General features: G+C 66.5%; 12 protein-coding genes. 4 read left to right on the top strand and 8 right to left on the bottom strand.

All coding sequences use genetic code 11. The features are described from left to right. Positions 1-40: 40 nt before the first annotated feature. Positions 41-319 (top strand): hypothetical protein, encoded by a 279-nt coding sequence (locus L1277_RS12715; protein ID WP_253376856.1) that lies wholly within the window; start codon positions 41-43, stop codon positions 317-319. A 353-nt stretch (positions 320-672) separates the two neighbouring features. On the opposite strand, the gene L1277_RS12710 is transcribed toward L1277_RS12715, so the two are convergent. Then, on the bottom strand, positions 673-1,143 hold the full coding sequence (locus L1277_RS12710; RefSeq protein WP_253376854.1) for a DUF6194 family protein: 471 nt from the start codon (positions 1,141-1,143) through the stop codon (positions 673-675). A gap of 126 nt (positions 1,144-1,269) precedes the next feature. On the opposite strand from L1277_RS12710, the gene L1277_RS12705 reads away from it, so the two are divergent. Continuing rightward, positions 1,270-3,813 carry an excinuclease ABC subunit UvrA gene (locus L1277_RS12705; protein ID WP_253376852.1) on the top strand — a complete coding sequence of 848 codons (2,544 nt, stop codon included), beginning with the start codon at positions 1,270-1,272 and terminating at the stop codon, positions 3,811-3,813. A 22-nt stretch (positions 3,814-3,835) separates the two neighbouring features. On the opposite strand, the gene L1277_RS12700 is transcribed toward L1277_RS12705, so the two are convergent. Beyond that, the gene (locus L1277_RS12700; protein ID WP_253376850.1) at positions 3,836-4,534 is read right to left on the bottom strand and encodes a winged helix-turn-helix domain-containing protein; all 699 of its coding nucleotides are present in this window, start codon (positions 4,532-4,534) and stop codon (positions 3,836-3,838) included. 440 nt (positions 4,535-4,974) lie between these two features. Beyond that, positions 4,975-5,607 (bottom strand): uracil phosphoribosyltransferase, encoded by a 633-nt coding sequence (upp, locus tag L1277_RS12695; protein ID WP_253376848.1) that lies wholly within the window; start codon positions 5,605-5,607, stop codon positions 4,975-4,977. A 76-nt stretch (positions 5,608-5,683) separates the two neighbouring features. On the opposite strand from upp, the gene tadA reads away from it, so the two are divergent. Beyond that, a complete protein-coding gene (gene tadA, locus L1277_RS12690) occupies positions 5,684-6,151 on the top strand; it encodes a tRNA adenosine(34) deaminase TadA (RefSeq protein WP_374110238.1) in 468 nt (155 codons plus the stop codon). Here tadA and L1277_RS12685 read toward each other — a convergent pair. From L1277_RS12685 to L1277_RS12675, 3 genes are all read right to left on the bottom strand, one after another. Continuing rightward, complete coding sequence (locus L1277_RS12685; RefSeq protein ID WP_253376846.1) at positions 6,148-6,990, bottom strand: universal stress protein; 843 nt, start codon at positions 6,988-6,990, stop codon at positions 6,148-6,150. The genes tadA and L1277_RS12685 overlap by 4 nt on opposite strands. A 106-nt stretch (positions 6,991-7,096) precedes the next feature. Further along, positions 7,097-8,044 carry an N-acetylglucosamine kinase gene (locus tag L1277_RS12680; RefSeq protein WP_253376844.1) on the bottom strand — a complete coding sequence of 316 codons (948 nt, stop codon included), beginning with the start codon at positions 8,042-8,044 and terminating at the stop codon, positions 7,097-7,099. 24 nt (positions 8,045-8,068) lie between these two features. Then, positions 8,069-9,283: an ROK family transcriptional regulator gene (locus tag L1277_RS12675; RefSeq protein ID WP_253376842.1), complete on the bottom strand. Its 1,215-nt coding sequence runs from the start codon at positions 9,281-9,283 to the stop codon at positions 8,069-8,071. Positions 9,284-9,429: 146 nt separating this feature from the next. Between L1277_RS12675 and L1277_RS12670 the strand changes: the two genes are divergently transcribed. Continuing rightward, positions 9,430-10,221, top strand: a complete 792-nt coding sequence (locus L1277_RS12670) for an alpha/beta fold hydrolase (RefSeq protein WP_253376841.1) — start codon at positions 9,430-9,432, stop codon at positions 10,219-10,221. Between the two features lie 39 nt (positions 10,222-10,260). Here L1277_RS12670 and L1277_RS12665 read toward each other — a convergent pair whose 3' ends face one another. Further along, a complete protein-coding gene (locus L1277_RS12665; protein ID WP_253376839.1) occupies positions 10,261-11,367 on the bottom strand; it encodes a Gfo/Idh/MocA family protein in 1,107 nt (368 codons plus the stop codon). Continuing rightward, positions 11,364-12,116 carry a sugar phosphate isomerase/epimerase gene (locus tag L1277_RS12660; RefSeq protein ID WP_253376837.1) on the bottom strand — a complete coding sequence of 251 codons (753 nt, stop codon included), beginning with the start codon at positions 12,114-12,116 and terminating at the stop codon, positions 11,364-11,366. Before L1277_RS12660 ends, L1277_RS12665 begins: the two co-directional genes overlap by 4 nt. Positions 12,117-12,155: the final 39 nt, after the last annotated feature.

Here is a 12,155-nt window from a genome sequence, read left to right as displayed (position 1 = left end):
AGCAGATATGCGGGCCTCACCCCGATAGTCAGTTCGTCGTATGGACGGAATCGAACCTGAGCTGGTCGATCGAGCCGAGGCTGCCGTCACCGCTTCCGCTGGCATCCTCGCGGTCCAGAAAGTGCAACTGCGTTGGGTCGGCCACCGACTCCAGGGGACGGCCGTCGTGCAAGTCGCCGACACCACCCCGTCAAACGTTGAAAATGTGCTGCACGAGGCTGAACACCGACTGTTGATGGTGCTCCCAAACCTCGACGACATGACCATCCGCGCCGTAAGCACAGATATAGTGCCCGCGCCACATTGGCACCAGCAATAGCGCGGGAAGCCGTCACCGCATATGGCCCGGCACGACCCTGATCCGGAGGGTCCCTCAGGCCCCATTCTCTGGGCCGGGTGGAAGGCAATAAACCGCGTGGAATGCATGGTTCCTTTATGCGCGCGCGGTGAAGGGTCAGACCGGATGCGGACGCTGCGACGCAACCTGAACCGGCGACGCTCGTGTTCGAACGAATTGGAATAGACCCACTCTTCACATGAGCCGCTAGCGAGGTCTGCGCACAAGCATCTCAAACAGTCTGACAAGGGGTTCAAACAGCGACGTGCTCCGGTTCCGCCACAGAGGAGCGTCGGGTGAGGAAACTCATCACTCTTCTGTGCTGCCTTGAGGCGTCACGTGCGCGGTGTGCCCTGTCGACGCTCGAACCGACGACGCGCGGCCTCCCAAGCCGAGCGCACAAGCAGCCGCACATCGCTGTCGGTCGCTAGTCCCGGGTTGGTCACCGCGAGCCAGCCGAGTGAGCCGTACGTCGGGTGGGCGATCACCGTGTCATCCGGCGTCTCGCCGTCCGTGCTGAGCGGATCCCGCGGCGCGTGCCCGGTGTACTGCACGAACAACTCACGCCCCGCAGCAACATTGACGCGAAACGCGCCCGGCCGGTCGAGTCGCGACTGTTCCTCACCCGGATAGTTCTTCGTCACGATCGTCGCGAATGGCTGGGCTGCCGGGATTGTCCCGTCGGGGGAGTAGTAGAAGAAGGTGTCGCCCCACGCAAGCTCTGGCGTGCCATCACCCTCGTGCGGGGTCTGCGCGACCACTCCATCGAGGCCGGTCACAAACTCCACAACGTCGTCAAGGGTCACTCTTCCTTCTTTCTAACGGATGCCGCGCCGCCCGTTTTCGAGGTCGGCGGGCGATTATTCTAAGGCGGTTCTCCGAGAGTCGCGACCCGTCGCGCGCTCGAGAGGCGCACGCCTAGGGTGAGTTCAATGTCTACTGTGCTGCAAGACCCGAGTATCGCGCTGCCACGCCTCTCCGACGAGTCGGACGGATTTGTCCGGGTGCGCGGAGCTCGCGAAAACAACCTGGCCGACGTGAACGTCGATGTTCCCCGCGGCTGCATCGTGGCGTTCACCGGGGTCTCCGGATCCGGCAAATCCTCGCTGGCCTTCGGCACGATCTTCGCCGAAGCTCAGCGTCGGTTCCTCGAGTCCGTTGCACCATACGCCCGCCGACTCATTGCGCAGGGGCACAATCCGCACGTCGACTCCATCACCGGACTGCCGCCCGCGGTCGCGCTGCAGCAGCGCCGCGGCGCACCGAGCACCCGGTCAACGGTCGGAACCCTCACCACGCTGTCGAACTCGATGAGGATGCTCTTCTCGCGCGCCGGCTCCTACCCGGCGGGTGCGCCGCGGCTCGAGTCCGACTCGTTCTCGCCGAACACCGCAGCCGGGGCCTGCCCGCGATGCCATGGCTTGGGCGTCGCACACACGGTGACCGAGGCGTCGGCCGTGCACGACCCGTCGCTCACCATTCGCGAGGGTGCCATCACGGCGTGGCCCGGCGCCTGGCAGGGCAAGAACCTGCGCGACGTTGTCGTGCAACTCGGCTACGACATCGACGTTCCGTGGAAGGAGATGTCGCGTGCCGACCGAGACTGGCTACTCTTCACCGAGGAGCAGCCCGTCGTCGAAGTCACCCCTCAGCGCGACCGGGTGGCCAAGCCGTACAAGGGTCGGTTCTGGAGTGCCAAGAGCCACATCCTGCACGCGCTCGCCGATTCGAAGAGTGAAGCTTCCCGAGCGCGCGCTGCGCGGTTCGTCGAGTCGGGCCCGTGCGACCTGTGCGGCGGCAGCGGCCTCACTCGTGCCGCGCTCGCCGTGACGTTCGCGGGGCAGACCGTCGCTGACCTCAATGCGCTTCCGCTGTCTGAGCTCGCGGATGTTCTTCGACCGACCACCCGGTTGAGCGGTGCGACGGCTGCCGTGGCATCCGCTTCGTCTGGAGAAAAAACGGACGTGGCTGTCAGCATCGCGACCGACCTGGTCGGGCGCATCGAGGTGCTGCTCGGGTTGGGCCTCGGCTACCTCAGCCTCGACCGCAAGACGCCGACCTTGTCACCGGGTGAGATGCAGCGGTTGCGCATCGCGACCCAGCTGCGCTCCGGGCTGTTTGGTGTGATCTATGTGCTCGACGAGCCGTCAGCGGGGCTGCACCCGGCCGACGCTGAGCCGCTGCTCGAGGTGCTCGAGCAGCTCAAGGCGTCGGGCAACTCGGTGTTCGTGGTCGAGCACAACATGGACATCGTTCGCCGGGCCGACTGGCTCGTCGATGTCGGCCCCGGCGCGGGAACCCAGGGCGGGTGCGTGCTCTACAGCGGTGGGGTCGACGGCCTGGCCGCGGTCGACGAGTCGGTGACCCGACGCTTCCTGCTGCCGACCGGTGAGCCACGTCCCGAACCGCGGGCCGAGCGTGAGGCAACCGCCTGGCTTGGCCTCCGCGGAGTTTCGCGGCACAACCTCGTCGACCTTGACGTCGACGTGCCACTCGGGGTGCTCACGGTCGTCACCGGCGTCTCCGGCTCGGGCAAGTCGACACTCGTTAGCGGCGTGCTGGGTGACGCGGTGCGCGACGGGCTCCGCGGTGGCTCGCGTACGGTCGAGTCGGCACCCGCCGACACCGAATCCGACGACGAGTCGACCGTGCCGACGACCATTGATGAGGTTTCCGGCCTTGAGCTCGTTGACCGCATCGTGCGCGTCGATCAGCGCCCGATCGGTCGCACTCCGCGCTCAAACCTCGCCACCTATACCGGTCTGTTCGATGCAGTCCGCTCCACCTTTGCTTCGACACCGGATGCCGCAGCACGCGGCTACGACGCCGGTCGCTTTTCCTTCAACGTCGCCGGTGGTCGGTGCGAAACCTGCCTGGGTGAAGGGTTTGTGGCGGTCGAGTTGCTGTTCCTGCCGGGAAGTTACGCGGCCTGCCCCGAGTGCGGCGGCAAACGCTACAACGCAGAAACGCTTGAGATCGAGTACCGGGGTCGCACCATCGCCGACGTGCTGGCGATGACCGTGGAGGAGGCAGCCGGGTTCCTCTCCGACATTCCCGCTGCGTCGCGCGGGCTCGAAACGCTGCGCGACGTGGGCCTCGGCTACCTGCGGCTCGGGCAGCCGGCCACCGAACTCTCCGGCGGGGAAGCCCAGCGCATCAAACTCGCCACCGAGTTGCAGCGGGCACGTCGTGGTCACACCCTCTACCTGCTCGACGAACCGACAACCGGGTTGCACCCGGCCGACGTTGAATTGCTCATGGCGCAGCTCAACAAGCTCGTCGACAGCAACAACACCGTGGTGCTCGTCGAACACGACATGGGAGTCGCTGCGTCCGCCGACTGGATCATCGACATGGGCCCGTCGGGCGGCACAGCAGGCGGCCGGGTGATGGTCGCGGGAACCCCGGCAACCGTTGCGGCTGACACCGAGAGCCGCACGGCGCCGTACCTGGCCGAGCGACTCCGGAACGGCTGATCCGCCGTCGCCCGGCGCCGGTTTAGATGAAGTCGGGCGACTGGGCTGCGGCGTGACGGATCGAGACGTCGGCGTGACGGTCGAAGCGGTAGCCCACACCGCGCACCGTGCGCACGATGTCTTCGTAGCGCCCGAGCTTGGCGCGCAGACGACGCACGTGCACGTCGATGGTGCGCTCGTTGGGTACCTCGTCGTCTCCTGCCTTCCACAGCGAGGAGATGAGCTCGGCGCGGTCGATAGTCCGGCCCTCGCGGAGCACGAGGTACTGCAGAAGTTCGAACTCCTTGTAGGTGAGCCCGACCGAGTCGTTGTCGAGAATCAAACGCTTGCGGGAGATGTCGATGACGACGCCGGAGTGAGCCCGGTCAAGCTCTTCGTCGGTCTCGACGTCGCGGTTCTTGGCGAGAGCCGAGGGGTCTTGCAGCGCCAGGCGGACAACGTCCACATCCCGGCCGCCCGCGCCCTGCGGAGCGAGGGCAACAGCCGCGTAGGTCTCGGACTCGGGGGCGAGTTCGGCGGTGAGGGCCTTGAGCGCGTTCACAATAGCGCCGAGGCTTGTGCCGGCTGCGGCAGCTTTGGCGTCATCGATGCCGACGTACAGAACGAAACCGCGAGCTTCGGTTCCCTCGGGGACGGCGCGGAGGTTGCGACCGCGGGGGGCTGCTGGAGCAGCCTGGGCCGCGGAAGACGGGGCAAAAGTGGTGGCGTGTGCGGGTGACATGAGAAAAAATCCTTGGATGATGAGGTTCGTCGAATCCGGGTACGCCGGACGATGCTTCGACGGGAAGTCGTGATGTTGGAGCCGGTGCTACGGCCTGTACGAATGCGGGGTGCGGCATTCGGTCGCTCGGCGCGAGATTAGCGCAAGCGGGGCGAGGGGTACGCGGTCAGCGACACATTCGACAACACATGACTGCGCTGCCGGCCATCATCAAGCCGGCAGTTCCATGACGCTCGGAGGAGCCCAGGAGATGCGCGTTATCAATCATGGGCATGAGTTAACCCCACTGTGTCAGCACGTGTCAAATCTTTGCACTGTGTGACGAAATGCGAGCGAAATATGCAGATTCCGACATTTGCGGATGTTTCTGCCGAAGGTTCTTCGGCGCACTTTAGGGCACGGCAACTCGGCCCGAAGTATGTTCTATGGCCCGAAGAGGCCTAAACGAGTCCGTACAGGCGGTCGCCGGCGTCGCCGAGACCCGGCACGATGTAGCCGTTTTCGTTGAGGCGCTCATCGAGTGCGCCGAGAACGATGGTGACATCGCGACCCTCGGTGGCCTTCTCGAGGGCTGCGATGCCCTCGGGCGCTGCAAGCAGACAGATGGCCGTGACGTCGATCGCGCCGCGTGCGAAGAGGAAGTCAATAGCCGCACCGAGCGAGCCGCCGGTGGCCAGCATCGGGTCGAGGACGAAACACTGCCGGTCGGACAAGTCGTCGGGGAGGCGCTCGGCATACGTCGCCGGCTCGAGAGTTTCCTCGTTGCGGACCATGCCCAGGAAACCGACCTCGGCGGTCGGAAGAAGCTTCACCATGCCCTCGAGCATGCCGAGGCCCGCGCGAAGAATCGGCACTACGAGCGGACGAGGAGTGCTGATCGCGAGACCCATGGTGGTGGTCACGGGCGTCTCGATTTCGATCGGCTCGGTGCGCACGTTGCGAGTCGCCTCGTAGGCGAGGAGGGTGACCAGTTCTTCGGTCAGCGCACGGAAGACCGGCGACGGTGTCGTCTTGTCACGAAGCACCGTGAGTTTGTGGGTGATGAGGGGGTGGTCAGCTACGTGCACTCGCATAGGCTCTAATCTACCTGCACCCCTGCTACTCGCCGATACCGTTGGTGAGAACGGCGCCATCGACCCTGAGGAATCCGTGCCCCTTCCCGAGCTGCCGCAGCACGTCGAGTGGATGGAAGGCGCCCTCGCCGAGGCCCGATTGGCCCTCGAGACCGACGATGTACCGGTTGGAGCGCTCGTCGTGGACGGAAGCGGGACCGTGATCGGCGTCGGACGCAACGCTCGTGAAGCGCGACAGGACCCCACCGCCCACGCCGAAGTCGAGGCGATCCGTCAGGCCGCCGAAACGACCGGCGACTGGCACCTCACCACTGCGACGCTCATCGTCACGCTGGAGCCCTGCGTCATGTGCGCGGGTGCCATCCTCTCCGCTCGGATCCCTCGCGTGGTGTTCGGCGCGTGGGACGACAAGGCAGGCGCGGCGGGTAGCGTCTATGACGTGCTCCGAGATCGCCGACTGAACCACCGCGTTGAGGTCTACGCGGGAGTGCGGGCCGAGGCCTGCGCGCGGCTGCTCACCGACTTCTTCCGCGGCGAGTCCTAACGGGCGATCACGGTGGGAGCGGCCAGGCGCGCCAACACCCCGTGGCTGACCGATCCGAGCAGGAACCGGGCGACGGCTCCCCGCCCGTGGCTACCGACAACAGTGAGCGAGGCCCCAGCGGCTTCGCCGTTGATCACGGTGACCGGGTCACCCTGGCTGACGACCCGCCGCACATCGAGGGTCGGGTGATCTGCGCTCACCCACTCGACCGCGCGCGAAATCGCCTCGTGCCCGGTCTCGGTGAGGTCTTCAACGTAGTCAACCGGAAACGCGAGGTCGTAGCCGTACACAACGGGGTTCGGCCACGCGTATACGGCGATCAGTTCTTCGCCGAGGCGCTCGGCTTCATCGGCAGCGAACGCAAACGCGTGCCGCGAACTCTCCGACCCGTCCACGCCCACCACGATCCCGGCGCGGCCCCGTCGATCGAGTTCAGGAATCACGGCCACCGGCGTGGTCGATGCCGCGGCGATGCGAAAGCCGCGCGTGCCGTGGCGCGTCGCTCCGCTCGTGGCTGGGTCGCTTCCCACCACCACCATGTCGACGTCGGCCGACCGGGAAACCAGTTCGGTGAGCGGGTTGCCCTCGACGGAGTCGGTTGAAATATCGATACCGGACGCCACAGACCGTGCGAGTTCAGCGCTCGTCGCAAGCACTCGTTCGACGGCTGACCCGGTGGCTTCGAGAAGGTCTGAGCTCCCGGCGCGCCGGATCCCCTCGTCGACGATGTGCACGAGCGACAGTCCGAGCTGCCGCGAGGCGGCCCGCTCGGCGGCCCACAGTACGGCGGCCCTGCTGGTGTCGGGGTCTTTGACGCCGACCAGGATTCGATTCTTCATTGAATGCCTCCCTCTTGACCACACGGTACCGCAGCCCGACTCCGGTTACCAGAGGCCGCGGTGCTGGCCTGGTGGAGCCACGTGCGGCGCCGACCACGGCCGACGCTTAAGCCGCTGCCGCCGCCTCCGCTGTGAAGATATAGGGGCGAAGCGGATGTGACGTGGCCACGTCGAGCAGTGACTGAACCCCGTCGAGGGGAGCGCCCAGCGGCGCAGCCAGGGCAGCGCCCGGCGCCTGCCTGGCCAACTCGGTAGTGAGTTGCTCGCGCATCAGGACGGCGTGAGTGGCCAGTGCGCCGACCGCCCCGACGCGGGCTGGGGTGCCGGGCTGCCAGCCGACGCGGGCGAGCGCGCTTGCGGCGGAGTGCGCGAGTTCAGCGGCGGCAGCGCCCACGATGCCTCGGGCGATCGTGTCACCGGCGGTGGCCGCGTCGACCACGTCCCGGCAGAATGAGGCGATGACGCTTACCCGGAGGGGGTCGGCCTGCACCCGCATGTAGAGCTCATCGAGCGGACCGAACCGGGCCTCCGCCGTGGCCTGCAGGGTGGTTGCGGTCGACCGGCCGTCAAAGGCGCGGAGCGCCGCATCGAGCCCGGCCCGGCCGATCCAGTAGCCGCTGCCCGCGTCGCCGAGCAGCGACCCCCAACCGTCGACCTTGGCAACGCTCGACTCGGACAGGGCGAGAACAACGACGCCCGTGCCGACGGCCAGCATGACGCCGGGCTCGGTGCCGTTGGCGGCAAGGTATCCGGTGATCGAGTCGTGGGCCAGCGCGACCCGGCGTACCCCGGCTGCGGCCGTCACGCGAAGGAGCCCGCCGGGGTTCGCGGCGGCCGGGGTGAGCCCCGAGGTGCCGACCGCGAGTTCGTCGATGCGGGTCCCGGTGTCAGTCGCGAGCTGGACCGTGAGGTCGGCGAGCTGGTCGACGACCGGGCGGTCGGTGAGCACGCCCGGTCGTTCGGCCTCAGCGAGGATGCCGGAGGCGTTGGTCAGTCGAAGCCGAATGCCCGATTGGCCGCCGTCGATTGAGAGGCGGGTCGTGGAAGAAGTCATGGGAGCTTTCGGGTGTGGGAGTGCTCAGGCGAAGGCGACGGAGCGCAGGGAGCGTGGGGAGAGCCGGTCCTGCAGCACGAGGGTTGCCGCTCCGAGCGCGGCCGCGTCGTTGCCGTTGACCGACATGCGTACTTCGATCGGATGGATGTCGCGCACCATGGCCCGTTCGGCCAGGACGCGGGAGATAGTTTGCACATAGATCGACCCCGCCGTCGAGAAGGCATTGCCAGCCAGAACGATGAGCGGAAGGTCGAAGAGGTTGACCATCGAGACGAGGGCGGCCGCTAAATAGTCCGCCGATTCCTGGATGAGGGCAGCTGCTGCAGCATCACCTCGGGTGGCCGCGGTGCCCAGCGTGGCGAAATCGACCGACGTTTTTCCGGTGAGCGCCAGGTCCAGGTCGCCGCAAGCGACAGCATCCGTGGCTTTCTCCATGATGGCTTTTGGGCCCGCATACAGTTCGAGGCAGCCGCGGCTGCCGCAGGGACATTCGGGGCCGAGCGCAATTACCGTGACGTGCCCGATCTCACCGACGTTAGCGGAGAGGCCATGGTAGATCGTGCCGTCGATGACGATGCCCGAGCCGATGCCGGAACCCATGTAGACGGACGCATAGCTGCCGTAACCGACCGTCGCGCCGAGCCAGTACTCGCCGATCGCCGCGGCCGTGGCGTCGTTGTCGAACTCGACCTGGAGGCCCGTTGTGGTGGCGAGTGCCTTGCGGATGGGGAAGTCGGTCCAGCCGAGGAGCGCCGGAACGCCGCGGACGGTGCCGGCGATGCGGTCAACGGGGCCCGGGATGGCAAGGCCCATGCCGACCAGACTCTCACGGTCGAGGTTGAGGCCGACGATAAGCGCCTCGATGTCATCCGACATGCGGGCGACCACCGACACCGGGGACGCGTCGCCGGGGCCGTCGACGCGTTTGCGACCGACGACGGTACCGCCCAGATCTGCGACGATATAGGTGATGTAGTCCTGTCCGATGTGCACACCGATGCCGAGGCGTGACGCCGGGTTGATCTCGAGGCGCATGCGCGGCTTGCCGCCGGTGGACTCACCGCGGCCGGTTTCGCTGATCACGCCGTCGGCGAGGAGCTCGCGCACGACCGTGGAGATGGTGGCCTGGGTGAGACCGGTGAGCTCAGCGAGTTCCACCCGGCTGATCGGCCCGGACGACCGAATGAGGTCGAGTGTCCTGCCCTTTGAGCTCGCGCGGCGGCGCGTTTTCTCCGTCATGCACCCATAGTAACTTACATTGCTTTATAAAGTGCATGAAGTAAGTGCGGATTCTCCCTGTGACGAGGTGCTTTTCATTCTAGTCTTGACGCGCCGCGCGACGAGCCGTAGTTTGCTCAGCCACACGCGATCTCAGGGAGAAATGAATGGCAACGGTGGTGTCGGGGGACGGGACGGAGATTGCCTATGAGGTCCAGGGTGACGGCCCGACGCTGATCCTCGTCGACGGCGCGATGTGTTTTCGTGACTCCGGCCCCATGCGGCCGCTCGCCGCACACCTTTCGTCAGACGTCGCCGTTGTGCTGTACGACCGGCGCGGGCGCGGAGCCAGTGGAAACACGCTTCCCTGGTCTGTGGAACGTGAAGTGGATGATCTCGCGGCGCTCATCGACGCTGTTGGTGGGCCTGTGCGCCTCTACGGGGCGTCATCGGGCGGTGCGCTGGCGCTCGCCGCTGCCGCGGAACTGCAGGCCCAGGTGGCCGCGTTGGTTCTCTTCGAGCCGCCGTACACCGGGGTTGAGGGGCGCGCGGCCGCCGTCGCGTATACCGCCGAGTTGACGAGGTTGCTGTCTGAGGGGCGGCGGGGAGAAGCGGCGGAACTGTTTATGGCCCGCGTCGGAGTGCCCGCCGAGTCGGTCGCCGGCATGAAATCGTCGCCGTGGTGGACGGGGACCGAGGCGATTGCGCCGACGCTGGCCTACGACGACGCGCTCATGGGCGATGGCACCCTTCCAGGCGACCTGCTCGTCCGAGTTTCGCAGCCGACCCTGGTCATCGACGGAGGGCAGGTGCCGATCATGTCTGCCGCGGCGGAGCAACTCGCGGCTGCACTGAGCGCGGGCCAGCATCGCTCGCTCGGGAACCAGGGCCACGACGTCGCGCCGGAGATCATCGCCCCGGTGATTCGGGAGTTTCTCCGGGCCCTCCCCGAAGGGTGACGAGGAGGGCCCGGTGTGGTCGACGAAACGTCGGCGGGCTTAGATCGTCGTTGCCCGCGGGTCCCAGTCGTCGGGCAGCGGAGGAACACTCGGAGCCGTGCTCCCCACTGTCACGAACTCGCCGGTCTCGATCGACTCGCTGATCGACACCATGGTGTCAACCACGTGGAACGCGAGTTCTCCCGAGGCGCGGTGTGGACGGTCCTCCCGAATTGCGCGGGCCAGGTCGAGGACCCCGGTGCCCCGGGTCGACGTTGCGGTGGTCGACTCGAGCACCTCACTCGTTTCTGAGCCACGCCGGTGAATCACGAGGTCGCCGTCGAAGTTGTTCGGGTCGGGGAGCACGAGCGTGCCCTCGGTTCCGGCAATCTCGACGAAGCCGTGGCGGGGAACGGCCGAGTCGAAGCTCCACACGCTTTGCGACGACGCCCCCTCGGCGAACTGGAGCAGAGCCCCGACGTGCGAGGGCACGGTGACGTCGAACTCCTCGCCCGCCTTGGGGCCGGAACCGATGACCCGCTTTGCGTGGGCCGTCGAACCAGAGGCGGCCACCCGGGAAATCGAGCCGAACGCCTGCACGAGGGCGGTCAGGTAGTACGGTCCGATGTCGAACAGCGGGCCGGCGCCCTCCTGGAACAGGAATGCGGGGTTCGGATGCCATGACTCCGGTCCGGGGGACTGCATCAGGGTGAGGGCGGTGAGTGGGGTTCCGATGTCGCCACGACGGATCGCCCGGAACGCCGCTTGCAAACCGGCCCCGAGGAAGGTGTCAGGTGCGCAGCCGACGCGCAGGCCGGCATCCGCTGCTCTCTGGAGAAGGTCCTGTCCGCTGGCTCGATCGAGTGAGAATGGCTTCTCACCGATGACGTGCTTGCCAGCTTCGATCGCCTGGAGTGCGATGGGAACGTGCGCGGTGGGGATGGTGAGGTTGACGACGATCTCGACATCGGGATGGTTAAGGACGGCGTCGACGCCACCGCTCGATTCGATGCCGAACTGGGCGGCGCGCTTGGCGGCAGACTCCTCGAAGAGGTCACCGACCACGTGCACCTTGACGTCGGGAAATGAGGTCAGGTTCTCGAGGTAGGTCTCGCTGATGACACCGGCGCCGATGATGCCGATGCCGACCGGGCCCGTGCCGCTCATGCCGAGGCCTTTCCGGTGAGGTAGGTGTAGCTGTCGGTGATGGCCTCGAAGACATCGCCCGAGGTGTCGTCGAGCTCGACAACGCCAATGACCGAACTCGGTGCCGCCGTGATAATCGCCTCAATGGGCAGTGATCCCGAGCCAACCGCGACCTGCGCCTTGGTGTCGAGGGTGCCGTCGCCATCCTTAATGTGGATGGCGACAACGCGCTGGCCGAGGCGGGTGAGTAGCTCGACCGGGTCAGCACCGCCGACCTGAGCCCAGTAGGTATCGATTTCGAGGATAACGGCGGGGTCGAGCGCATCAACCAGAAGATCGAGGGCGAATCGGTCGTCGATCCGGTTCTCGAGTTCGAAGTGATGGTTGTGGTAGCCGACCGTGATGCCGAACTCGGCGCCGATTTTCGCGGCACGGTTGAGTTGCTCGGCGGTCTCGGCGATGTCGGCAGCGGTGGTCCAGCGGGCTCGGTCGACGTGCGGGTCGATCACAATGCCGATGCCCAGTCGCACGGCAGCCTCGAAGACCGGGCGCTGGTCCTCGATGGCGAGCAGACCGACGTGGGTCGATGGAGCAACGAGCCCCGTCGATGCGAACGCCGTCTCGAGTTCGTCGACGTTGGCCACGAAATTGTATGGCTCGACCTGGCGGTAGCCGATCGCGGCCACCCGCTCCATCGTGCCGGCGAAGTCCGCCGACAGGGCGTCCCTCAGTGTGTAGAGCTGCAGCGAGGGGTTGTCGAATATCGGCATGGACTCCATCATCCTTTGTGTGCAATCGGTCGTTCGAGA

Origin of the sequence: Okibacterium sp. HSC-33S16 (assembly GCF_024171565.1) — a bacterium.
In the GTDB taxonomy this organism is placed as follows: domain Bacteria; phylum Actinomycetota; class Actinomycetes; order Actinomycetales; family Microbacteriaceae; genus Mycetocola_A.
This window is presented reverse-complemented; position numbering and strand designations above follow the sequence as displayed.

Excerpts from the sequence above, each read along its gene's own strand:
- L1277_RS12680 (WP_253376844.1), bottom strand. The coding sequence starts at position 8,044 with ATGACTTCTTCCACGACCCGCCTCTCAATCGACGGCGGCCAATCGGGC.
- L1277_RS12700 (WP_253376850.1), bottom strand. The coding sequence starts at position 4,534 with ATGTCACCCGCACACGCCACCACTTTTGCCCCGTCTTCCGCGGCCCAG.
- L1277_RS12665 (WP_253376839.1), bottom strand. The coding sequence starts at position 11,367 with ATGAGCGGCACGGGCCCGGTCGGCATCGGCATCATCGGCGCCGGTGTC.
- L1277_RS12705 (WP_253376852.1), top strand. The coding sequence starts at position 1,270 with ATGTCTACTGTGCTGCAAGACCCGAGTATCGCGCTGCCACGCCTCTCC.
- upp (WP_253376848.1), bottom strand. The coding sequence starts at position 5,607 with ATGCGAGTGCACGTAGCTGACCACCCCCTCATCACCCACAAACTCACG.
- L1277_RS12685 (WP_253376846.1), bottom strand. The coding sequence starts at position 6,990 with ATGAAGAATCGAATCCTGGTCGGCGTCAAAGACCCCGACACCAGCAGG.
- L1277_RS12660 (WP_253376837.1), bottom strand. The coding sequence starts at position 12,116 with ATGCCGATATTCGACAACCCCTCGCTGCAGCTCTACACACTGAGGGAC.
- L1277_RS12715 (WP_253376856.1), top strand. The coding sequence starts at position 41 with ATGGACGGAATCGAACCTGAGCTGGTCGATCGAGCCGAGGCTGCCGTC.
- L1277_RS12675 (WP_253376842.1), bottom strand. The coding sequence starts at position 9,283 with ATGACGGAGAAAACGCGCCGCCGCGCGAGCTCAAAGGGCAGGACACTC.
- L1277_RS12670 (WP_253376841.1), top strand. The coding sequence starts at position 9,430 with ATGGCAACGGTGGTGTCGGGGGACGGGACGGAGATTGCCTATGAGGTC.